This is a genomic window from Nocardioides sp. NPDC023903, from assembly GCF_040639295.1.
Lineage (GTDB): Bacteria > Actinomycetota > Actinomycetes > Propionibacteriales > Nocardioidaceae > Nocardioides.
In genome coordinates this window covers 103756-123396 of the sequence record NZ_JBEZZS010000003.1, presented here as the reverse complement: position 1 = coordinate 123396, position 19641 = coordinate 103756, and the positions used below count along the sequence as shown (strand labels likewise).

Here is a 19641-nt window from a genome sequence, read left to right as displayed (position 1 = left end):
GGTCAGATCGTCAGGCACAGCCGCAGCGCGTCGTAGACCGCGGCATGGACGTTCCGGCTGGCGACCGCGTCGCCGATCCGGAACAGCTGGTAGCTGCCCGCCGCATTGCGGGACACCGTCTGCGACGCGCCGGACAGCAGCGCCGCCTGGTCGACCTCACCGAGGTTGATCGAGCCGGGGACGAGGTCGTGGTAGAGCTCGTCGTTGGGGGTGGTCCCGTGCTCGACCACGACATGGTCGACGTGTCTCTCGACCTCGGCACCTGCTGCGTACTCGCTGGTCAGCGTGGCGATGAGCCGGTGCTCGGAACCCGCCGGGGCGCGACGCACCCCGGCCAGCCTCCGGGCCACGGTCAGGGTCACGTCGTGCGCAGCGAAGACCCCGAGATAGGCCGGGCTGTTCATCGAGCCCACCGAGATGCCGACCGTACGCTCCGGGGTGACCAGCTCGACCTGAGCGCCCAGCGTCGCCAGGTGCTCGGCGGCGTCGAGCGCGGGCTCGGCGCCGTTGTCGTCGTAGACGAGGACGGTGCCGTTGCCGGGGGTCAGGGTCCCGTCGAGCACGTCCCAGGTGTCGTTGACCAGCTCCGCGCCCACCGGTACGCAGGAGCGGTCGGGCACCCCGCCGGTGGCGACGACCACGACATCCGGGTCGAGACCGCGGACGAGGTCGGCGTCGGCGTAGGTGCCGAGCCGGAAGTCGACGCCGCTGTGCTTCGCCTCGGTGACGCGCCAGTCGACGATGCCGATCAGGTCGCGGCGGTGGCTGGTCGAGGAGGCCAGCAGGAGCTGCCCACCGGGCCGGTCGGCGGCCTCCAGAACGGTCACGGCGTGACCGCGCTCGCCCAGGACGCGAGCGGCCTCGAGACCGGCGGGGCCGGCGCCGACGACCACGGCCCGGCGGGTTCGAGGGGCCGGCGGCGTGAGGTGGGGCAGCGACTGCTCACGCCCGGTCGCCGGGTTGTGGATGCACTTGGCGTCCCCGGACTCGTAGATCGCGTCCAGGCAGTAGCTCGCCCCCACGCACGGCCGGATCCGGTCCTCCTCGCCACGGGCGACCTTGGCGACCAGGTGCGGGTCGGCGAGCTGGGGACGGGTCATCCCGACGAGGTCGAGCAGCCCTTCGCGGAGCGCATGGCGCGCGGTGGCGACGTCGCTGATCCGAGCAGCGTGCATGACCGGGACATCCACCCGGCGGCGTACCTCTCCGACGAAGTCGAGGAACGGGGCCGAGGGCGTACCCATCGACGGGATCACCGCGGCGGGCGTCGGTGTCGAGACCTCCCTTGATGACGGAGAGGAAGTCGACGCCGGCGCCGACGTAGCGGCGCATCACCTGCTCGGTGTCGTCCAGGCCGAGGCCGGAAGGCAGGTCCTCGTCCATCGCCATCCTGACCCCGACGATGAAGTCGGGTCCGACGGCGGCCCGGATCGCGCCGAGGACCCGCAGCGGAAAGGCGAGCCGGGCCTCCGGGTCGCCTCCGAACTCGTCGTCGCGGAGGTTGGTGGCGGGCGAGACCCAGGCGTCGAAGAGATGGCCGTAGGACTCGATCTCGATCCCGTCCAGGCCCGCCGCCTGGCACCGCTCGGCCGCCTCGGCGTAGTGCCGCACGATCCGGTCGACGTCCCACGCCTCGGCGACCTTCGGGAACGACCGGTGCTGCGGCTCGCGCAGCCGGGAGGGGTAGACGAGCGGCAGCCAGTCACCGGCGAAGTTGCTGGTGCGGCGACCGAGGTGGGTGATCTGGCACATCACCGCGGCGCCTTCTTCGTGGACGTCGTCGGCGAGCCGGCGCAACCAGGGCACGACCTCGTCGCGGTAGAGCAGCATGTTGCCGAAGGCCGGCGGGCTGTCGGGCGAGACCACCGCGGATCCGCCGATCATGGTGAGCCCGACCCCGCCCCGCGCCTTCTCCAGGTGGTAGAGGCGGTAGCGGTCCTTCGGCATCCCGTCCTCGGTGTAGGCGGGCTCGTGGGAGGTGCTCACCACTCGGTTGCGCAGGGTGAGGCTCCGGAGCTGGAAGCTCGCCAGAAGGGGATCGGTGCTGGGGGCCACAGGACCAGCGTGGCGCGTCGGCACTGTTCAAGAAAAGCGCACGTTTCCGCTATTTACCGTGCGATTCCATTGCACAATCGAAGAATGATCGATCAGCGGCTCCATGTGCTGCGCGTGCTCGCCGAGCGCGGCACCGTCTCGGCCGCCGCCGCCGATCTCGGCTATACCCCCTCGGCCATCTCCCACCAGCTGCGCACGCTCGCCCGCGACGTGGGCGCTGAGCTGCTCGTGCCGGAGGGCCGCGGCGTACGTCTCACCGGGGCCGCGCTCACGCTGCTCGAGCGCAGCCACGACCTGTTCACGCAATGGGAGGAGATTCGCGCCGACGTACAGCAGGCCTCGGGCACCTCCCGTGGCTACCTGCGGATGGCGGGCTTCTCCACCGCCGCCTCGGCGCTCCTGCCGCCGGCCGCGGTAGCGGTCGCGCGGGAGTTCCCGCAGTCCACGATCAAGATCATCGAGGCGGATCCCGAGGTCTGCTTCGACATGCTGCTGGCCGACCAGGTCGACGTCGCCGTCGTGGTCAACATGTCGGAGCTGCCGCCGACCGCCGACCCGCGTTTCGAGCAGGAGCGGCTGATGGAGGACGCGCTCGACCTGCTGGTCAACGCCGACAGCCCGCTCGCCTCCCGATCCCGGGTCAGGCTCGCCGACGCCGCCGAGGAGCACTGGATCATGGAGCACCCCGGCCGCCCGTACCACCAGCTGGTGACCGCCGCCTGTGCCGCAGCCGGGTTCACCCCCGAGCAGGCCCACGAGGTCGTCGAGTGGGACACCGGCGCCGCTCTGGTCAGTGCCGGCTTCGGCGTCGCCCTGGTCCCTCGCCTCGCCCGGATCCCGAACGCCGCCGGCCTGGTCCGGATCCCGCTGCGTGGCGAGGCGAGTCCGGTGCGGCACGTCCGGACCAGCGTACGCAGCGGCACCTCGCGCCAGCCCGAGATCGCCTGTGCCCTCGCCGAGCTCAGGAAGGTCGCCACCTCCCTGGCCGAGATGGATGCCGGCTAGGCCAGATCCCCGCCGCGTCTCGCCCAGCAGAAATCATTCGTACGCCACCACGACCCTGCCGCAGAATGATTGACGTGCCCACCCTGAGCCAGTTCGCCGCCTTCGCGCTCGCGTCCGTCATCTTCATCCTGATCCCCGGCCCGAGCGTGCTCTTCGCCCTCGGCCGGGCCCTGACCGCGGGCCGCCGCGAGGCGGTGTTCGCCGTCGGCGGCAACGCCCTGGGCCAGTTCGGCCAGGTCCTGGCGGTCGCCATCGGGCTCGGCGCACTGGTGGCAGCCTCCGCGACGGCGTTCACCGTCGTGAAGCTGGTCGGCGCGGGGTACGTCATCTATCTCGGCATCCAGGCGATCCGCCACCGTGCCGACGCCCGGGCAGCCCTCCACGGGGAGGACGTGGCGCGGACGACCGCTTGGGGCGCGATCCGCACCGGGATGATCGTCGGGGCGACCAATCCGAAGACGATCGTCTTCCACCTGGCCTTCCTGCCCCAGTTCATCAACACCTCCGCCCCGGCGGTCCCCCAGATCCTCCTGCTCGGCGCGATCTTCTCGGCGATGGCGTTCACCTGCGACTCCGGATGGGTCCTCGCCGCCAGCCGGGCCAAGGCCTGGTTCGCCCGCAAGCCCAAGCGCCTCGACAGCCTCGGCGCCGGCGGCGGCGTCATCATGATCGGCCTGGGCGCCACCATGGCCACGGCCTCCCACGGCTCCTGACCGGCCCGCCCCGAACGCAGGCAACCGGCCGCCTGCCGCCGAATTCCAAGACAAGAGCGCCCCGGTCACCGAGACTGGGACCCATGCGGACTCCACTCTCGGGTTTCATCGCGGCAGCGATCGCCTCACTAGTCATCACCTCGGGGATCTCGGCGGCCCCCGCCCACGCCGCAGAGGAGGAGCGTAAGGACCCGCTCCTGGCCTTCAACCACGCCTGGGCGATGGTCGACCGGGAGACGGCTGACGCGATCGAGCACTCCGAGTTTCTGGGCGAGTTCGCCGACCGCCGGATCAACACCGGCAACGACGGGACCTCGACCTGGACCGGTCGCTACCTGCTCGGCAAGGAGACCTATCTCGAGTTCTTCGGGCCGGGCGACGCGCCCGACGCGGTCGGGGGTGATACCGGGCTCGCCGTCTCGGCGGACAACGACGGCGACCTGGCTACGGCGACCGCCAACCTCCGCAAGCTCGTCGCCGACCCGGTCGAGTTCACCCAGGTGACCGACCTCGGCGACGGCAAGCTGATCCCGTGGTTCGACGTCACCTACACGACCTCGACCTACGACACCTTCTTCTCCTGGGCGATGGAGTATCGCGACGAGTTCCTCGACGACCCGCGGCTCTCCTTCCCGCCCGCCGCCTTCGAGGGCGACGTCAGCCGCGACCGCTACAACCGCGACCGCTATCTCGACCACCAGATGCGCGACGTCATCGGCATCCAGATCGCCACGACCGCCGCCGACATCGAGAAGATGGTGCCGCTGTGGCGCGCCGCCGGCATCACCATCCGGGTCCTCAAGGACGGCGGCGTCCTCGCCTTCGACGGCATGACCACGATCCGCCTGCTCCCGGTCCCGGCCGAGGAGGCAGGCGTACGCCACATCATCCTCGCCCTCAACGAGGCGGCCGAGGAGCCGCACACCGAGACGATCGGCAACTCGACGCTCCACGTCGGCCCGGGGGCGTACGCACTGTGGACCTTCGACCCGATCGAGGCCGGCGCGACCACCCGGTCCGGCGGATCCGGCAAGCCGCTCCACCCCGCGCTCGGCGGCTGAGGTAGTACTCTCCGCAGCAATGGCAGGGAACACCCGACAGACTGGCACGAGCGTGACCAGCCGGGCACTTGCGATCCTGGACGCGTTCGACGAGCAGCACCGATCGATGTCGCTCAGCGACATCGCTGCCCGCGCGGACCTTCCGCTCGCCACGACCCATCGGCTTCTGGGCGAGCTCTTCCGGTGGGGTGCTCTGGAGCGTCTGCCTTCCGGTGACTACGTCATCGGCCGGAAGATCTGGGACATCGGCCACCTGGCCCCTGCCGAGACCGGGTTGCGCCAGGTCGCCGAGCCGTTCCTCCACGACCTCTACGGCGCGACCCTGGCCACCGTGCATCTCGCCGTACGTGAGGGGCTCGAGGTCGTCTACCTCGACCGGCTGCGCGGCAACCAGTCCGTCCCGGTCGTGAGCAAGGTCGGCGGACGCCTGCCGCTGCACACCACCGGCGTCGGCAAGGTCCTCCTCGCTCACGCTCCGGACGAAATCCAGGTCGCGGCGCTGGGCGCACTGACACGGATCACCCCCTACACGATCACTCAACCGGGCGTCCTCCGCAGACAGCTGCGGCAGGTGCTCGACAAGGGGTACGCCACCACCCGCGAGGAGATGAGCCTCGGTGCCTGCTCGATCGCCGTCCCGATCCACCGGCGCGACGAGGTGGTCGCCTCTCTGGGCCTGGTGGTCGCCACCCTCAAGGGCAGCGAACAGAAGTTGTACGGCGCACTCCGCGTCGCGGCACAGTCGATCGGACGGCGGCTCTGAAGAACTCCGGTTCGGAAAAACTTCGGCCGAGCTTCCGCTGAATGGAAGCTGTGTCGATGTTCACAGGGGTGACCGCTCTTAGGTTCGTCCCATGAATGTGTCCGCAACCACATCGTCCTCCGTCAGTGGCGATACCCGGAGCCTTTGGCCGGTCGTCCTCTGCTGGCTCGCTGTCGCCCTCGATGGCTATGACCTCGTCGTCCTAGGAGCGGTCATCCCCACCTTGGCCGGGACCGGCGCGCTCGGGTTCACCGAGGCGTCACTGACCACGGCCGCCACCGTCGGCCTGATCGGGGTCGGCATCGGTGCGGTGGCCATCGGTCCGCTCGCCGATCGGTTCGGGCGTCGCAAGACACTGATCAGCAGCATCGCGCTGTTCTCGCTGCTCACCCTGGCCGTCGCCTTCGCTCCGAACGCCACGGTGTTCATCGTGCTGCGCTTCCTGGCAGGCCTGGGTCTGGGCGCCTGCCTGCCGACGGCCCTGGCGTTCATGAGCGAGCATGCCCGCAAGGGACGCTCGGGCACGGCCATGACGCGGATGATGACCGGCTACCACGTAGGAGCCGTACTCACCGCTCTGCTGGCTCTGTGGGTGATCCCGAACCTGGGCTGGGAGGCGATGTTCGTGATCGGCGGCATCGCGGGCCTGCTGACGGTCCCGGTGATGTGGGCAAAGCTCCCGGAGTCGCAGGCCTACCTGGAGACCGTCGAGACCGAGAAGGTACGTCCCTCCGAGGTCGTTCGCGGCCGTCTGCTGTGGGTCAGCCTGGGCCTGTGGGCGGCGTCGTTCTGCGGACTGCTGCTGGTCTACGGCCTCAACACCTGGCTGCCGACGATCATGGGCGAGGCGGGCTACTCCCTCGACGCCGGCCTCGGCCTGCTCCTCACCCTGAACGTCGGCGCCGTGATCGGACTCGTCCTGGCGGGCCTGATCTCCGACGCCAAGGGCAACAAGCCGACGGTGGTGACCTGGTTCGGCGTCGCCGCGGTGATGCTGGCCCTGCTGTCGATCAAGATGGAGAGCAGCCTCCTGGTGTACGCGGCAGTGCTGGCCGCCGGCGTCTTCGTCTTCAGCGCGCAGGTGCTGGTCTACGCGTTCGTCAGCCACCTCTACCCCGCCCGGATCCGCGGCACGGCGCTCGGCATGTCCGCAGGCATCGGCCGGGTCGGCGCCATCGTCGGGCCGTTCCTCGGCGGTGCGCTCCTCACCGCCGGCATCGCCTATCCGTGGGGCTTCTACGCCTTCGCCGGCGCGGCCGTGATCGCCATGCTGGCTCTGCTGACCGTGCCGGCGCACCCCAACAACTAACCACCCGACATCCAGGAGCACACCATGTCCGTTCTCGACTCCGTCGACTGGTCCGGAAACATCCTCAAGGCCGGCGCCTGGCAACCCGGGCGAGGCGGCGACTACGCGGTCGTCGAACCCGCGACCGGCGCCGAGCTGGGCAGGATGGGTCTGGCCACCGCGGCCGACGTGGCGGATGCCGCAACAGCGGCCGCCGACGCCCAGCTCAAGTGGGCCGCGCTTCCGCACCCGGAACGCGCCGCCGTCCTGCGTCGTGCCGGCGACCTGTGGCAGCGGCATGCCGAGGAGATCACCGGGTGGAACGTCCGTGAGGTCGGCGCCGTGCCCGGTATGGCCGGATTCGCACTCCACGTCGCGGCCGAGGAGTGCTACGAGGCCGCCAGCCTCCCGAGCCGTCCGATCGGCGAAGTCATCCCGTCCGAACAGCCGCGTCTGTCGATGGCACGCCGCATGCCCGCCGGGGTGGTCACCGTTATCGCTCCCTTCAACGTGCCGATCATCCTCGGCATCCGCTCGGTCGCCCCTGCCCTCGCCCTCGGCAACGCCGTCATCCTCAAACCGGACCCGCGCACCGCCGTGACCGGCGGCACGCTGATGGCCCGCATCTTCGAGGAGGCGGGCCTGCCCCCGGGAGTGCTCCAGATGCTGCCCGGCGGCGCGGACGTAGGCGAAGCGCTGGTCACGGATCCCCACGTCCGGGTCATCTCGTTCACCGGCTCCACCGCGGTCGGCCGCCGCATCGGTGAGCTCGCCGGCCGGCACCTCAAGCGCGCCCACCTCGAGCTCGGCGGCAACTCCGCACTGCTGGTCCTCGACGACGCCGACGTCGAGGACGCCGTCAACTTGGCAGCGTGGGGCTCGTTCTTCCACCAAGGCCAGATCTGCATGACGACGGGCCGACACCTGGTCGCTGCCAGCATCTACGACGACTTCGTCGAGGCCCTCGCGGAGAAGGCCAGCCAGCTACCGGTCGGCGATCCCGCCACAGAGGAAGTCGCTCTCGGCCCCGTCATCGACGCCGGCCAGCGCGACAAGATCCATGGCCTGGTCACTGCGTCGGCGGATGCCGGCGCCATCATCGCCGCGGGCGGCACGTACGAGGATCTCTTCTACCGGCCCACCGTCCTGGCGGACGTCCCGCTCACCGCGCCGGCCTACGCGGAAGAGGTCTTCGGCCCCGTCGCATCGGTGGCCAAGGTCGAGTCCGTCGAGGACGCGATCGAGCTCGCGGGGGCCAGTGAGTACGGCCTGTCCCTGGGCATCGTCACCAAGGACGTCATGCGCGGCCTCGCGGTCGCGGAGCAGATCCCGACCGGCATCGTCCACATCAACGACCAGACCGTCAACGACGAGGCCAACGCTCCGTTCGGCGGCGTCCGCGCGTCCGGCACCGGGTCCCGTTTCGGCGGCGCCCTGGCGAACGTCGAGGCATTCACCGAGACCCGGTGGATCACCATGCGGGGTGAACCGTCGCGCTACCCGTTCTGAGCCAGGGGTGCCGGCACGTTCGGCGTGGTCAGCCGAGCACCGGGTGGAGATGCTCCGTCTCGATCGCGACGCGGGCCTGCTCGGCGGCGGCGCGGAGCGCGACCTCGACCGGTTCCGTACGCAGCCACGCGGCCAGGAAGCCGGCCATGAACGCGTCGCCGGCGCCGTTCGTGTCGACGACGGCGGCGGGCACCGCGGCGACCTCGTGGCGGGTCCCGTCGGCCTCGAGCGCGATCGCGCCCTTGGCGCCGAGGGTGCACACCGCGAGGCGGGGGCCGCGGTCGAGGCACGAGGCCATCAGCTTCCAGGGGTCCTCGGTGCCGTCGTCGTTCATGAACACACCCTCGGCTGCCCGCAGGAAGGGCTCATGGAAGGCCGACGACCCGTCGTAGTCGTGCAGGTCCATCCACAGCGGCGCCCGTCGGGCGGGCATCGCCCCGAGCACCAGCCGGCCGAGCTCGCTCAGGTCGATCACCGCGAGATCCGCGGCGGCGACCGCGCTCACCGCTGCCGAGACCGCGTCGGTGGACGGGGTCGAGGGGGTCGAGACGTACAACGAGACCCGGCCTCCCCCGTCGGCCATCAGGTTGACGTGCCGCTCGGTCTGGTCGCTCGCGATCGCCTCCACGACGACACGCGCCTGCTCGAGCCGCTCCCGCAGCCGCGCCCCGTCCTCGTCGTCACCGACAGGAGCCCACAGACGTACGTCGATCCCGAGCCCGGCGAGATGCAGCGCCTTGCCCGCGGAGGTGCCGCCGATCGTGTGCCACGCCCGACGGGCGAACTGCATGTGCGGCACCGGCTCGGGCAGCCGGTCGAGCTCGATCAGGTGGTTCCAGGACGCGGGGCCACAGACGACGACACGGGGAGCAGGCATGCCCTCATTCCAGCATCAGCGTGTCCACGCGCCGCAGCACCCTCAGCTGCGCGGCGTTGTAGAGATCGACGAGAGCGTGGGCGAGGACGAGACCGGCCGTGGCCCGGCCGAGCGGCGAGCGTTCCAGCGCTCCGGCCAGCTCGGGGAAGCGCTCCAGCTGCCGCCGGTTGGTCACGACCATCCGCCGCGCGAGATCCTCGACCGTCGCATCGTCGGCGTCCGCCGGGAGACGGTCGAACTCGACATCGGTGTCCTCCTGGTGGACCAGTGCCTGCCGGAAAGCCGCGAGGGTCCGGGCATCGAAGACCTGCGCATAGATCGCCAGGAGCGACTGCTGCGTGGGCGAGAGCTGTGCCGCGAACGCGGCGAACCCGGCCGGCGTCTCGAGCGGCGCGCTGTGGGAGGTGAGCTGGGCGAGGTCCTCCCGCACCCGCACGAGTTGCTCGATGCGGGCCTCGAGCTCGGCATCGAGCGCTCGGATGCTCTCCTGCGCGTCGGGGTCCTCGGGTCCCAGCCCGGCAATCCGCCTCACCGGGACGCCGAGCTCTCGCAGCCGCCTGATCCGCAGGAGCTGGACGAGATGTGCCACCTCGTACCGCTTGTAGCCGTTCGCGGCGCGCTCGGGGTGCGGCAGGAGCCCCACCCGGTGGTAGTAGCGCACCGAGTTCTCCGTCGTCCCCGCGATCCGCGCCAGCTCCCGAGTGCTCCACGCCATGCGCCGCATCATGCCAGCGTCATGAGTTGATCAGCAGCGGGAGGAAGTAGCGCAGCGAGTACGCCTCATAGACCGCCCCGACGACGAACAGCACCAGCGCCGGGACCCACATCCACCCGAAGAGTCGCAGCCCACGGACCCAGGCCCGCCGCCGAGCCGTCACGCCGACGCTCGCTGGCCGGATCCACGCCAGGCCGAGGACGTACGCCCCGAGCAGCAGGAGCACGTACGCCTGGAGCTCGATGACCATCGTCACGGAGTGCGGGATCAGCGTCATCGCGGTGAGGTGGTCGACGGGAGCCAGAACGATCCCGGTGGTGAGCACCCAGTAGGCGAAGACGGGGATCCCGGCGAACGGCACGATCATCGACGGGAGCGTGATGAACCCGAGGGCCACCTTGCCGAGGTTCACGCCCAGAATCACCAGGGCGAACAGCCACGGCCGGGCGAGCAGCGAGACGACGAGCCCGGTCTCGCCGGACTCGTCCATCGACCCGGTGAGCATAGCGTTGAGCTCGGGACGGAGCACGCCGAGCACCATCCCGGCGACGACCAGGCCGTACGCCATGAGGTTGAGGTACGCATAGGCCCGCGCGTGCTGCCGGAACAGCGCCAACGGGCCGCTGAGTGTCTTGGTGACGGTTTCGATAGCCATGCCGACATCCCAAACCCTGTTCTTGGAACGGAGTCAAGGACTCCGGCCGCGCGCTACTTCCGATCGAGTCCGGCGATCAGCACCAGGGCGGCGAAGCCGTCGTCGGTGCCCGGCCACTGGGCGCGAACCGCGTCGATCCCGGCGCGACGTACGACACCACGCAGGACGGCGGCCACGATGATCGCGTCGTCGGCGTAGCCCAGGACCGGGATGAAGTCGGGCACCAGGTCGATCGGCAGGGCGAGATAGACCATCAGGAGCCCGAGCCTGATCCGTACGCCGCGAGGCATCGACCTGTCAGCAGCGAGCCGGCGCAGCAGCCGCACCACGTCGGGCAGGATCCGCAACGACTCACGCAGCATGTCGCCACGCGGACGGACCACGAGCAGCGCGACGATGAGGCAGAGCCAGGTGAGCAACAGGGCCGCGACGACGCCGATCGCCAGGTCCCACCAGAACGAACCGGTCATCCTCACCCTCCGAGCCACGCCGCGCTCCGTGGTGGCGCCGCACCCCTGAATTCCATCACGGCGCCACACCGGGTCGGATGGTCAGGCCGCGACAACCGCCACGCCCGTACGTCCGCCGTCGACGTCCAGCACCGCGCCGTGGACGAACTCGGCCTCATCGGAGGCGAGGTACGCAACGGCCGCGGCGATCGCGTCCGGACCGCCCGAGCCACCCGCCGGAGTGCCGGCCATGAGTCCGTCGGCAGCCCAAGGTCCATCCAGAGCGGGGTCTCGGATGACACCGGGCGAGACCGCGTTGACCCTGATCCCGCTGTCGGCGAACTCCGCGGACCAGGCGCGGGTGAGGGTCTCCATGGCCGCCTTCGTCGAGGCGTACAGGGCACCGAGGGGGAGGCTCAGCCGCGCGACCCAGCTGCCGAGGTTGATGATGACGCCTCCCCCGGCGGCCTGCATCTGCGGCGCGAGCACCTGCGTCAGGAAGAACGGCGCCTTCACGTTCACGCCGTACACCTGGTCGAACATGTCGGCGTCGGCCGTGAGGGTGGTGGCCGCCGGGAAGATCCCGGCGTTGTTGACGAGGATGTCGAGCCGCCCGCCAAGCGCAGCGAGGGCCTGCTCGGCGAGGGCCCGGCTCGCCTCGGGGCTGCCGTCGAGATCCGCGGCGACGAAGTCGGCGCGGCCGCCGTTCGTACGGATCGCCTCGACGACCTCGGCACCACGCTGCTCGTTGCGACCGGACACGATCACGTGCGCGCCCTCGGCGGCGAGACGCTGAGCGATCGAGCGTCCGATGTTGCTGGTCGAGCCGGTGACGAGAGCCGTCTTCCCAGAGAATCTGTGTGTCATGTCTGCGACGGTAGAGAGCCTAAAATGGACTCACAAGTCCAGTTTTTTCGAGAGCGGGAGCGGCATGGGGCTGACGCCGAAGGGCATGAGAAGACGCGCAGAGATCATCGAAGGCACGGCCGCTCACCTGCGCACCCAGGACCCCGGCGGGATCACCCTCGAGGACATCAGAGCCGTCACCCGAACGAGCAACAGCCAGATCTTCCACTACTTCCCCGGCGGGAAGGAGGAGCTGTTCCTCGAGGTCGCCCGCTATGAGGCCGACCTGGTGATCGAGGACCAGCAGCCCTACCTCTCGGCTCTCGACACCTGGGCGGATTGGGAGCGATGGCGCGAGACCGTCCTCGCCCGCTACCGGGCCCAGGGACAGCAGTGTCCGCTGGGATCGCTGATGAGCCAGCTAGCGGAGACGCCCGGCGCACCTGAGGTCATCTCGGCCCTCATCGGACGCTGGCAGGCCGAGGTCGAGCGCGGGATCCGCACCATGCAGGCCTCCGGCTTGATCCGCGCCGCCATCGACCCGGTGCGCTGCGCGGCCGCGATGATCGCCGGGATCCAGGGCGGGGTGCTGGTGCTGCGTTCGACGGGCGACCTGGCACACCTCGAGGCGTCCATTGAGATCCTCTTCGATCACCTCCGCGGCTAATCCCCGAGCAGTACGCTCGATCAGACGCCGAGCTGACCTCGACGTCATGGTTCACGGAGGAACCCATGCCACTCACCAGAGTCCACAATCTTTCGATCTCGCTCGACGGCTTCGCGACCGGGGAGCCGCAGTCGGCCGAGGCGCCGTTCGGACACGCCGGCGAGCGCCTTCACGAATGGATGTTCGCCACCCGCTACTGGGACTCGTCCGGCGGCGCGGGCGCGGACGACGCCTTCGCGCAGCGACACAGCCAGGGCATCGGCGCCGAGATCATGGGCGCCAACAAGTTCGGGCCGCCGGGGTGGCAGGACGACCCTGACTGGAAGGGCTGGTGGGGAGCCAACCCGCCGTTCCACTCGCCGACCTTCGTCCTCACCCATCGGCCGCGTCCGCCGGTGGAGATGGAGGGCGGCACCACCTTCTACTTCCTGGATGCGCCCCCGGCCGAGGCGCTGGCAGCCGCGCTCGAGGCTGCCGATGGTCAGGACGTACGTCTTGGTGGCGGCGCGACGGTGGTGCGGGACTTCGTCGCCGCCGGGCTCGTCGATCTGATGCACCTGGTCCAGGTCCCGATCGTCCTCGGTCGCGGCGTACGCGTCTGGGACGGGCTGGAGGGCACCGAGAACGACTACGACATCGAGGCCGTCTCGACGCCCAGCGGCGTCACCCACCTGACCTTCACGCGTAAGCCTGCCGACTCCTAGCCCTGGCGAAGGGGCCGTCGAGGGCGGCCCACTGCAGGAGCATGACGGTCTTGCCGTCCATGATCCGGCCGCCGCGGATCATCGCGAGCGCCTCGGTGAAGTCGAGCTCGAGCACCTCGATGTCCTCGCCCTCCTCGGCGACCCCTCCCCCGTCTCCCGTGCGGCTGGCCGGCGAGTACGCCGCCGCGAAGAAGTGCAGCCGTTCGGTCACCGACCCGGGGCTCATGTAGGCGTCGAAGACGTGGTCGACGTCGGCGAGGCTGATGCCGAGCTCCTCGGCGCTCTCCCGGCGGATCGCGGTGACCGGGTCATCGGCATCCAGCAGCCCCGCGGCCGCCTCGATGAGGAGCCCGTCGGGATGGTCGTTGACGTAGACCGGATATCTGAACTGCCGTGTCAGCAAGACCGTGCCGCGCTCGACGTCGTAGGGAAGAAGCACGGCGCCGTTCCCGCGGTCGTACGTCTCGCGCTGCTGCGTCTCCCAGCGCCCGTCGCGTCGGCGGTAGTCGAACGTGGTGCGCCTGAGCACGTGCCACCCCTGCGAGGTCAGCTCGACGTCTCGGACCACGACGTCGGGGTTGCCGGTCAGCTCCCGTCCGGCGCGGTCGAGACCGGTGCGACCCCGATGATCGGGGACCTCGATCCCTGGACGCCGGCTCATGCGCGCTGGGCCTCGATCGCCGGGATCTCTGCGATGTCGTAGTAGACCGGAAGCCCACGGCTCTCGGCGATGGCCACGTCCTGGTCGGCTCCGGTCGAGTCTCCAGGGAGCCGAAGGACCGCGTCGCAACGCTGGAGCAGCCGCTCCGCCGTCGGGTAGAGGACCTCCTCGGCAAGCGGGTCGTTCGGTCCGGCGCCAGCCGAGCTCAGCACGGGCAGCGCGACCCACTCACCGATCATCGGAAGGTGGCCGGCGGCGAAGATCGGCCAGGCGGCCGACTCGAGCCGCTCGAGGTTGGCGGCCATGGCCTCCGGATCACCATCGGTGCCGGAGCGATAGGGGCCGGCAATGAGGATGAGCATCGGCTTGGTTGTCGTCATGCCGGCAGCGTACATGCAATACTGTGCAGAAACAGAAAGGAATGTGCATGCTTGTCGGGCAACGCCGCGCTCATCTCCTTCGTCTTCTGGACGAAACAGGCAAGATCGTGGCAAAAGACGCAGCCGCGGAACTGGGCATCTCCGAGGACAGCATCCGTCGCGATCTGCGTGATCTGGCCGCGGAAGGTCTGTGCCAGCGCGTCTACGGTGGTGCGCTCCCCGTCTCCCCGGCGGTGGTCGACTACACCACCCGTCACACCGTCGAGCCCGGCGGAAAGCGTGCGGTAGCGGCCACGGCCGCCGGCCTCGTACGCCCCGGAAGCACGCTCATCCTTGATGGAGGCACCACGGCGCTCGCGGTCGCGGAGGCGCTTCCCCGGGATCTGGAGTGCACCGTCATCACCAACAGCCCGACCGTCGCCTCGGCCCTCCTGCAACACCCGAGCGCCGACCTGTTCCTCATCGGTGGACGGGTCTTCAAGCACTCCGCCGTCGCCTGTGGCGCGGCAGCCGTCGAAGCAGCCCAGAACGTCTCCGCCGACCTCTGCCTCATCGGCGTCACCGGCGTTCACCCGGACGCCGGGCTCACCACCGGCGACGCCGAGGACGCCGCCATGAAGCGTGCCCTGGCCGCGCGTGCGGCCGAGACGTACGTCCTCGCCTCCTCGGAGAAGATCGGCACCGCCTCCCCCTACCGGGTCCTTCCCTGGGGTCAGATCACCGGCGTCATCACCGACGCCGCCCCGACCGATGAGGTCATCGAGCAGCTGTCAGCACTCGACGTCGAGATCCTGCACGCCGGTGCTGTGTTCTAGGAACCGTTCGACGTCCCGCCTCGTACGATGTCGGACGAACCGCAGATGGGAGTGACGCGGATCGGCCATCGCGGATTCGTACCGCTTCACCTGCGGACCATACGAGTCCCACGCCCAGCGGATCACCGAGTCGCTCGGATCCCAGATCCGAAGGCCGCCCCAGCCCTCGCGGTTGCCGTTCCAGAGCTCCTCGCGGCTCTCCGCAACGTACGCAGGATGACCTGCACCATCACCCGCCACCGCGGCGGGTTCACCCACACGACGAGCTCCGCCGGCCCCCACACCAGGGTGCCGACCTTGCTCTGATAGTTCCCGTCGATGACCCAGGCATCGCCGCGGGTCGCCTCGCGAACCCGGTCCACGAACACGTCCGGCTCCTCCTCGACCCATCCCGGTCGCCAATGAAGCGCGTCGAGCTCGACGTAAGGCGCACCAAGGATGTCCGCCAGTCTCCTGGCGACCGTCGACTTGCCCGAACCCGACGACCCGACCACCGATACCCGCATCAGAGTGTCTTCTTCATGAGCACACGACCGTATCCATCCTCGACCAGATACCCGGTCTCCTCATACCCCAGCCGCGCGTAGAGTCGGCGATTCTCGGTCATCGCCTCATGCGTGAAGAGCTCGACGTACGCCGCGCCGCTGGCCATCGCGCGAGCCTCGACATGAGCGATCAGCGCCCGGCCGATCCCTCGCCCCTGATGGTCCGGCGCCACCGCGAGGTTCTCCAACAGCACGCCGTCGTCCCCTGGGTGCCTTGTGACCGCGTATCCGGCAACGACGGCATCAGCCATCGCCACCCATACCTCGGCAGACTCGATCGCCTCCTCGTAGTCCGCCCCCATCGGGCCCGGCTCGAGCCCGATCCGCTCCACGTACCTCGCGTACGCCGCTAGCGCGATCTCCCTCAGCCGCGGGGCATCCCCCGGCTCCGCTGGTCTGATGCCCTCCGGTGTCGGCCCGATCGGGATGGCGCTCATGGCGGCAACCGTACGTCGCACGGCCGAGGTCTATCTGCGTCTGGTGAAGCGGATGTCGCCGTTGGGTAGTCGTTCGTGGAGGTAGGCGGTGTCGTGGGCGCGGTGGTGGTGATGGGAGCAAAGCAGGGCGGCGTTGTCGAGATCAGTGGCCCCGCCTTGGGCCCATTCGATCCAGTGGTGGGCCTCGGCCCAGGTGCCGGGGATGTCGCAACCCTCGGCCTCACAGGTCGCAGAGCGCAGGAGCAGGGCTCGGCGTTGGGCGGCGGTGAAGAAGCGTTCCTTGCGACCGAAGTCCAGCACCTCGGAATCGCCACCGAGGACGGCCGGGATGATGCCTGCGGTGCAGGCCAGGCGGCGGGCCTCGGCCGCGGTGATCGGGGTGCCGCCGAGGATCTGGGCGATGCCGGCTTCCTTGCGGAGCTGGTCGATATCGATGGTGACGATCACGGTCGTGGCGTCCCCGCCGTGGATCGGGAGCCGGGTCGGGTCGAGGGTTTCGAGGAGTTGGCAGAACGCACGTCCCAGGCGTCGGTCGTAGGGCAGGTAGTCGCCGGTCTCGGTGCGGGTGCCGTCGTCGCGGCGCGGTGAGGCGAACGCTTCGAGGTTGGTGGTCAGCCGGTCCGCGGCCGCGTCCGGAATGACCGCGGAGATGCGGGTGGTGCCGTCCCCGAGGCGCCGCATGGCCAGGCGGGTCTTCTTGCGGGCGTGGGCTTCTTCGGCGGCGAGTCGTCGGGCTTCTTCGGCCTCGGCGATCTCGGGGGCGATCAGATCCAGGATCCGGCGGCCCAGGCGGCGCAGTTGGGTGGGGTCGAACTGGGTCGCGTAGGCGACCAGGGCTTCTTCGGCCTTCGTCTTGATCTCGGGGTCGAGGTCGGCGGGGAGGTCGTCGAGGGCGCCGACGATCACTGTGGCTTGGGCGGGATTGCAGTCCCCACGGCGCATGGCTTCGGCGATGTGGTGGTAGGTCCGGTCCAGGGCCTGAGCCAGCCGGAGGTCGGCACGCAGGGATTCGGGCCGCTGGTGGGTGTGGTGATGCAGCCAGGCCGCCACATCCCGAGCCGCGCTCTCGGCGGCCACATCATCAGCGGCGGCGAGCACCCGCAGTTCGAGCTCGGCCAGCTGGGCCTTGGCCCGGGCGATCTCGAGCAGCGTGGCGGCCTTCTGCTCGGTGGCCATGAACGACGGGTTCGCCTCCGCAACCGCACCAAGGGAGGCGGTGATCGCGACCACCGCCCCGAGGACGGGGTGTTGTGGCTGTTGCAGCGTGGTCATCACGGTCACCTCCCGACGTACGAACTCTTCACACCCGCTGATGCAGGTGTGTTTTGGTTCGCTGGTCTCGGAGGCCCGGAGTACGGGCTATTACTTACCCTCGCAGCTCAGCGTTCACGCCCCTGGTTCCCCTGGATTACCCCACACCCGATATCTCCGAGTGTGGCGGCACGCCTCTCTCGAGGTGGTCGGCCTTCACGTTTACGCCTGCGCCGAGCCTACCACACAACGCAAACCAAGTCACGAAAATTCTCGGGAACCCAATCAGGGACAGGTATCCCAAACCCAAGCCAGACCGCTGCTGGAAGCCCGCAAGACAGGTAAATGGCACCCACCCAGGCACCCTGGTTCTAAATCTCCCAACCCAATCCCGGTATTGGCCCCACCCACGCTGGAACCCAGACACAAATGCCCGATCCGTCGAATAACCTGCAGCCATGAGTGAGCCGCTGGACGACGGGCCGTTCTACCACGGCACAAAGGCCGATCTTCGCGAAGGAGATCTACTCACCGCCGGGTTCCGCTCCAACTACAAGCCGGATGTCGTGATGAACCACATCTACTTCACCGCGCTCCCCGACGGCGCAGGCTTGGCCGCCGAGATCGCCCCCGGCGACGGAGAGCCACGGGTCTACCTAGTCGAGCCGACCGGGGCGTACGAGAACGATCCCAACGTCACGGACAAGAAGTTCCCCGGCAACCCGACCCGCTCCTACCGCAGCAAGGCCCCGCTCCGGATCGTCTCCGAGGTCCACGACTGGACCCGGCTGACCCCCGAAGCCTTGCAGATGTGGCGAGACCGTCTCGCCGCCATCCGGACAGACGACCGGGCCGAGATCATCAACTAGGCCGGTCAGTGGAGGTCGGCGTCTGCCGAAGTGGTGCGCCAGGCATGGAAGGCGATGGTGAGCCCCGCCCGCGTAGGGGCACAGGTGAACGGCCCGGCCCCGGCGACGAGGTCCGGTGCGAAGGGAATGAGTCGGACGAGCTGGAGAGACCCACCGTCGACCGCGGCCCGGATGGTGAGCGCGTCGCCGGATCGACTGACCCGCATGAGGACTCTGCGGTCGCGCCAGTCGGGCACCGGCGCCAGTGACCAGTCGGACCTGCCGTCGGTGACGACGGCACCGAGCTGCGGACGACCGTCGGCGTACTCGACGCCTGCCTTGACCCAGTGCGTCTCGCTGACGCGTACGAAGATCCCGGCCTGGTCGAACTGTTGCGAGAAGGCGGCCGTGAACTCGACCTCGACTGCGGTGTCCTGATCGAAGGGAGTCAGCAGGGCGTGCTCGCTGTCGTGGACGAACCCGTAGGAGGTCGTACGCCACGCATCACTCCCCTCGGCGGCGGTGACGAGTAGATCGGAGCCGCGCTCGGCAGCGGCGACGGGCGGATGGGTCCAGCGCCCACTCCCCCAGCGGATCGAGGTCAAGGCGTGTCAGCCCTCGCGAATCGTCATCTTGGTGAGCCGGGCGCCGTCGATGTCGAAGACGAACTTCGAGCGGCCGTTGGCGTGAGTGGAGCGCCAGTCACCGATCACGGTCACGGTGGCGTCCGCGGCCTGAACCTCCTCGACGGCGAGGGTGCCGTGCGCGCCGATGAACTCGTTGTCGCTCCACCCCTTGATCTGCTCGCGGCCAGTGAAGACACGACCCCAGTCGTCGACGGCTCCACTCTCCGTGAAGGCGTCGAGGAACGCGGACTCGTCGTGCCGGTTGACGGCCTCGATGAAGGCCGCGACCGGCTCAGGAATCGTCTGCTCTGTCATGTGCACTCCTTCTCATCGGGTGGTGTGGCCAGGATTCAGTGTCGCTCCTCGAGCCCCACGGCCTCGCGCAGGATGCGCACCGAGTCGGTGAGGTCCTCGTCGTCGCGGGCCCGCGACTCCATCAGATCAGAGAGGGCAGAGGCGATCACATTGAGCTTCTCGTGGGAAGCCTCCTCCGAGCGCCGCCCGGCGTTCTGGAGCAGCACCAGCAACAGCAGCGAGAGGACCGAGGAGCCGGTGTGCACGGCCAGCTCCCACTTGGTGCTCGAGGACCAGAACGGGAAGCTCACCGCCCACAACAGCAGGACGCCCACGATCACATAGAAGAAGGGAGCATGGCTGACCACAGAGGTGACCACCTCCACGAAGCGCTCGAACCCGTTCCGTCCGTCGCCTCTCTGACGAGACTTCCTGGCACTGTTCTCTACGGTCATGCGGACACCGTAGTCCCCGATC

25 protein-coding genes are annotated in these 19641 nt (G+C 69.3%); 10 read left to right on the top strand and 15 right to left on the bottom strand.

The annotated features are described in order from the left end of the window. Nucleotides 1–2: 2 nt before the first annotated feature. Nucleotides 3–893, bottom strand: a complete 891-nt coding sequence (locus AB0F44_RS05535) for an FAD/NAD(P)-binding oxidoreductase (RefSeq protein WP_357353740.1) — start codon at nucleotides 891–893, stop codon at nucleotides 3–5. A 49-nt stretch (nucleotides 894–942) separates the two neighbouring features. After that, nucleotides 943–2055 carry a hypothetical protein gene (locus tag AB0F44_RS05530; RefSeq protein ID WP_357353452.1) on the bottom strand — a complete coding sequence of 371 codons (1113 nt, stop codon included), beginning with the start codon at nucleotides 2053–2055 and terminating at the stop codon, nucleotides 943–945. An 84-nt stretch (nucleotides 2056–2139) separates the two neighbouring features. Between AB0F44_RS05530 and AB0F44_RS05525 the strand changes: the two genes are divergently transcribed. The 6 genes from AB0F44_RS05525 to AB0F44_RS05500 all read left to right on the top strand — a co-directional run bounded on the left by AB0F44_RS05525 (nucleotide 2140) and on the right by AB0F44_RS05500 (nucleotide 8394). Then, nucleotides 2140–3060 (top strand): LysR family transcriptional regulator, encoded by a 921-nt coding sequence (locus AB0F44_RS05525; RefSeq protein WP_357353450.1) that lies wholly within the window; start codon nucleotides 2140–2142, stop codon nucleotides 3058–3060. A 74-nt stretch (nucleotides 3061–3134) separates the two neighbouring features. Next, entirely contained in the window at nucleotides 3135–3773 is a 639-nt protein-coding gene (locus AB0F44_RS05520) for a LysE family translocator (RefSeq protein WP_357353448.1), read from the top strand. 83 nt (nucleotides 3774–3856) lie between these two features. Further along, entirely contained in the window at nucleotides 3857–4834 is a 978-nt protein-coding gene (locus AB0F44_RS05515; RefSeq protein ID WP_357353446.1) for a DUF5829 family protein, read from the top strand. A gap of 19 nt (nucleotides 4835–4853) precedes the next feature. Beyond that, nucleotides 4854–5597: an IclR family transcriptional regulator gene (locus AB0F44_RS05510; protein ID WP_357353444.1), complete on the top strand. Its 744-nt coding sequence runs from the start codon at nucleotides 4854–4856 to the stop codon at nucleotides 5595–5597. 91 nt (nucleotides 5598–5688) lie between these two features. Then, entirely contained in the window at nucleotides 5689–6906 is a 1218-nt protein-coding gene (locus AB0F44_RS05505; RefSeq protein ID WP_357353442.1) for an aromatic acid/H+ symport family MFS transporter, read from the top strand. Nucleotides 6907–6930: 24 nt separating this feature from the next. Then, complete coding sequence (locus tag AB0F44_RS05500) at nucleotides 6931–8394, top strand: aldehyde dehydrogenase family protein (RefSeq protein WP_357353440.1); 1464 nt, start codon at nucleotides 6931–6933, stop codon at nucleotides 8392–8394. Nucleotides 8395–8422: 28 nt separating this feature from the next. Here the strand turns inward: AB0F44_RS05500 and AB0F44_RS05495 are convergent, their stop codons facing one another. The 5 genes from AB0F44_RS05495 to AB0F44_RS05475 form a co-directional block, all read right to left on the bottom strand. Beyond that, on the bottom strand, nucleotides 8423–9271 hold the full coding sequence (locus tag AB0F44_RS05495) for a carbohydrate kinase family protein (protein ID WP_357353438.1): 849 nt from the start codon (nucleotides 9269–9271) through the stop codon (nucleotides 8423–8425). A gap of 4 nt (nucleotides 9272–9275) precedes the next feature. Next, on the bottom strand, nucleotides 9276–9986 hold the full coding sequence (locus AB0F44_RS05490) for a MerR family transcriptional regulator (RefSeq protein ID WP_357353436.1): 711 nt from the start codon (nucleotides 9984–9986) through the stop codon (nucleotides 9276–9278). 19 nt (nucleotides 9987–10005) lie between these two features. After that, the gene (locus AB0F44_RS05485; RefSeq protein WP_357353434.1) at nucleotides 10006–10641 is read right to left on the bottom strand and encodes a hypothetical protein; all 636 of its coding nucleotides are present in this window, start codon (nucleotides 10639–10641) and stop codon (nucleotides 10006–10008) included. A gap of 53 nt (nucleotides 10642–10694) precedes the next feature. Beyond that, complete coding sequence (locus AB0F44_RS05480; RefSeq protein WP_357353432.1) at nucleotides 10695–11111, bottom strand: DUF1232 domain-containing protein; 417 nt, start codon at nucleotides 11109–11111, stop codon at nucleotides 10695–10697. Nucleotides 11112–11192: 81 nt separating this feature from the next. Next, nucleotides 11193–11957 carry a glucose 1-dehydrogenase gene (locus AB0F44_RS05475; RefSeq protein WP_357353430.1) on the bottom strand — a complete coding sequence of 255 codons (765 nt, stop codon included), beginning with the start codon at nucleotides 11955–11957 and terminating at the stop codon, nucleotides 11193–11195. Between the two features lie 85 nt (nucleotides 11958–12042). On the opposite strand from AB0F44_RS05475, the gene AB0F44_RS05470 reads away from it, so the two are divergent. Together AB0F44_RS05470 and AB0F44_RS05465 are read left to right on the top strand one after the other, a co-directional pair. Beyond that, nucleotides 12043–12603: a TetR/AcrR family transcriptional regulator gene (locus tag AB0F44_RS05470; protein ID WP_357353429.1), complete on the top strand. Its 561-nt coding sequence runs from the start codon at nucleotides 12043–12045 to the stop codon at nucleotides 12601–12603. A 65-nt stretch (nucleotides 12604–12668) separates the two neighbouring features. Then, the gene (locus tag AB0F44_RS05465) at nucleotides 12669–13307 is read left to right on the top strand and encodes a dihydrofolate reductase family protein (protein ID WP_350662524.1); all 639 of its coding nucleotides are present in this window, start codon (nucleotides 12669–12671) and stop codon (nucleotides 13305–13307) included. On the opposite strand, the gene AB0F44_RS05460 is transcribed toward AB0F44_RS05465, so the two are convergent. Both AB0F44_RS05460 and AB0F44_RS05455 read right to left on the bottom strand, forming a co-directional pair. After that, the gene (locus tag AB0F44_RS05460; RefSeq protein WP_357353426.1) at nucleotides 13282–13968 is read right to left on the bottom strand and encodes an NUDIX domain-containing protein; all 687 of its coding nucleotides are present in this window, start codon (nucleotides 13966–13968) and stop codon (nucleotides 13282–13284) included. The genes AB0F44_RS05465 and AB0F44_RS05460 overlap by 26 nt on opposite strands. Continuing rightward, nucleotides 13965–14348, bottom strand: a complete 384-nt coding sequence (locus AB0F44_RS05455; RefSeq protein WP_357353424.1) for a DUF4406 domain-containing protein — start codon at nucleotides 14346–14348, stop codon at nucleotides 13965–13967. The genes AB0F44_RS05460 and AB0F44_RS05455 overlap by 4 nt, the downstream gene beginning before the upstream one ends. A 41-nt stretch (nucleotides 14349–14389) precedes the next feature. Between AB0F44_RS05455 and AB0F44_RS05450 the strand changes: the two genes are divergently transcribed. After that, entirely contained in the window at nucleotides 14390–15163 is a 774-nt protein-coding gene (locus AB0F44_RS05450) for a DeoR/GlpR family DNA-binding transcription regulator (RefSeq protein ID WP_357353422.1), read from the top strand. Nucleotides 15164–15285: 122 nt separating this feature from the next. Here AB0F44_RS05450 and AB0F44_RS05445 read toward each other — a convergent pair whose 3' ends face one another. Genes AB0F44_RS05445 through AB0F44_RS05435 form a run of 3 tightly spaced genes read right to left on the bottom strand, consistent with a single transcriptional unit; the run spans nucleotide 15286 to nucleotide 17417 of the window. Beyond that, nucleotides 15286–15669 (bottom strand): AAA family ATPase, encoded by a 384-nt coding sequence (locus AB0F44_RS05445; protein ID WP_357353420.1) that lies wholly within the window; start codon nucleotides 15667–15669, stop codon nucleotides 15286–15288. Further along, nucleotides 15669–16145 carry a GNAT family N-acetyltransferase gene (locus tag AB0F44_RS05440; protein WP_357353418.1) on the bottom strand — a complete coding sequence of 159 codons (477 nt, stop codon included), beginning with the start codon at nucleotides 16143–16145 and terminating at the stop codon, nucleotides 15669–15671. The genes AB0F44_RS05445 and AB0F44_RS05440 overlap by 1 nt, the downstream gene beginning before the upstream one ends. A gap of 30 nt (nucleotides 16146–16175) precedes the next feature. Then, nucleotides 16176–17417, bottom strand: a complete 1242-nt coding sequence (locus AB0F44_RS05435; protein ID WP_357353416.1) for a DUF222 domain-containing protein — start codon at nucleotides 17415–17417, stop codon at nucleotides 16176–16178. Between the two features lie 437 nt (nucleotides 17418–17854). Here AB0F44_RS05435 and arr point away from each other — a divergent pair, with 437 nt between their 5' ends. Continuing rightward, on the top strand, nucleotides 17855–18265 hold the full coding sequence (gene arr / locus AB0F44_RS05430; RefSeq protein ID WP_357353414.1) for an NAD(+)--rifampin ADP-ribosyltransferase: 411 nt from the start codon (nucleotides 17855–17857) through the stop codon (nucleotides 18263–18265). Nucleotides 18266–18270: 5 nt separating this feature from the next. Here the strand turns inward: arr and AB0F44_RS05425 are convergent, their stop codons facing one another. From AB0F44_RS05425 to AB0F44_RS05415, 3 genes are read right to left on the bottom strand one after another with little or no spacing between them, the layout of a single operon-like run. After that, nucleotides 18271–18849, bottom strand: coding sequence for a DUF1349 domain-containing protein (locus AB0F44_RS05425; RefSeq protein WP_357353412.1), 579 nt, complete (start codon nucleotides 18847–18849; stop codon nucleotides 18271–18273). Between the two features lie 6 nt (nucleotides 18850–18855). Next, the gene (locus tag AB0F44_RS05420) at nucleotides 18856–19185 is read right to left on the bottom strand and encodes a nuclear transport factor 2 family protein (protein ID WP_357353410.1); all 330 of its coding nucleotides are present in this window, start codon (nucleotides 19183–19185) and stop codon (nucleotides 18856–18858) included. Nucleotides 19186–19220: 35 nt separating this feature from the next. After that, nucleotides 19221–19619, bottom strand: coding sequence for a low affinity iron permease family protein (locus tag AB0F44_RS05415; RefSeq protein ID WP_350662499.1), 399 nt, complete (start codon nucleotides 19617–19619; stop codon nucleotides 19221–19223). Between the last annotated feature and the right edge of the window lie 22 nt (nucleotides 19620–19641).

Bases quoted from the DNA above. Each gene is read 5' to 3' on its own strand.
- AB0F44_RS05495 (WP_357353438.1), bottom strand. From the start codon at position 9,271: ATGCCTGCTCCCCGTGTCGTCGTCTGTGGCCCCGCGTCCTGGAACCAC.
- AB0F44_RS05485 (WP_357353434.1), bottom strand. From the start codon at position 10,641: ATGGCTATCGAAACCGTCACCAAGACACTCAGCGGCCCGTTGGCGCTG.
- AB0F44_RS05460 (WP_357353426.1), bottom strand. From the start codon at position 13,968: ATGAGCCGGCGTCCAGGGATCGAGGTCCCCGATCATCGGGGTCGCACC.
- AB0F44_RS05470 (WP_357353429.1), top strand. From the start codon at position 12,043: ATGAGAAGACGCGCAGAGATCATCGAAGGCACGGCCGCTCACCTGCGC.
- AB0F44_RS05465 (WP_350662524.1), top strand. From the start codon at position 12,669: ATGCCACTCACCAGAGTCCACAATCTTTCGATCTCGCTCGACGGCTTC.
- AB0F44_RS05455 (WP_357353424.1), bottom strand. From the start codon at position 14,348: ATGACGACAACCAAGCCGATGCTCATCCTCATTGCCGGCCCCTATCGC.
- AB0F44_RS05525 (WP_357353450.1), top strand. From the start codon at position 2,140: ATGATCGATCAGCGGCTCCATGTGCTGCGCGTGCTCGCCGAGCGCGGC.
- arr (WP_357353414.1), top strand. From the start codon at position 17,855: ATGAGTGAGCCGCTGGACGACGGGCCGTTCTACCACGGCACAAAGGCC.
- AB0F44_RS05440 (WP_357353418.1), bottom strand. From the start codon at position 16,145: ATGAGCGCCATCCCGATCGGGCCGACACCGGAGGGCATCAGACCAGCG.
- AB0F44_RS05515 (WP_357353446.1), top strand. From the start codon at position 3,857: ATGCGGACTCCACTCTCGGGTTTCATCGCGGCAGCGATCGCCTCACTA.
- AB0F44_RS05435 (WP_357353416.1), bottom strand. From the start codon at position 17,417: ATGACCACGCTGCAACAGCCACAACACCCCGTCCTCGGGGCGGTGGTC.
- AB0F44_RS05480 (WP_357353432.1), bottom strand. From the start codon at position 11,111: ATGACCGGTTCGTTCTGGTGGGACCTGGCGATCGGCGTCGTCGCGGCC.
- AB0F44_RS05415 (WP_350662499.1), bottom strand. From the start codon at position 19,619: ATGACCGTAGAGAACAGTGCCAGGAAGTCTCGTCAGAGAGGCGACGGA.
- AB0F44_RS05475 (WP_357353430.1), bottom strand. From the start codon at position 11,957: ATGACACACAGATTCTCTGGGAAGACGGCTCTCGTCACCGGCTCGACC.
- AB0F44_RS05420 (WP_357353410.1), bottom strand. From the start codon at position 19,185: ATGACAGAGCAGACGATTCCTGAGCCGGTCGCGGCCTTCATCGAGGCC.
- AB0F44_RS05490 (WP_357353436.1), bottom strand. From the start codon at position 9,986: ATGGCGTGGAGCACTCGGGAGCTGGCGCGGATCGCGGGGACGACGGAG.
- AB0F44_RS05500 (WP_357353440.1), top strand. From the start codon at position 6,931: ATGTCCGTTCTCGACTCCGTCGACTGGTCCGGAAACATCCTCAAGGCC.
- AB0F44_RS05510 (WP_357353444.1), top strand. From the start codon at position 4,854: ATGGCAGGGAACACCCGACAGACTGGCACGAGCGTGACCAGCCGGGCA.
- AB0F44_RS05505 (WP_357353442.1), top strand. From the start codon at position 5,689: ATGAATGTGTCCGCAACCACATCGTCCTCCGTCAGTGGCGATACCCGG.
- AB0F44_RS05445 (WP_357353420.1), bottom strand. From the start codon at position 15,669: ATGCGGGTATCGGTGGTCGGGTCGTCGGGTTCGGGCAAGTCGACGGTC.
- AB0F44_RS05450 (WP_357353422.1), top strand. From the start codon at position 14,390: ATGTGCATGCTTGTCGGGCAACGCCGCGCTCATCTCCTTCGTCTTCTG.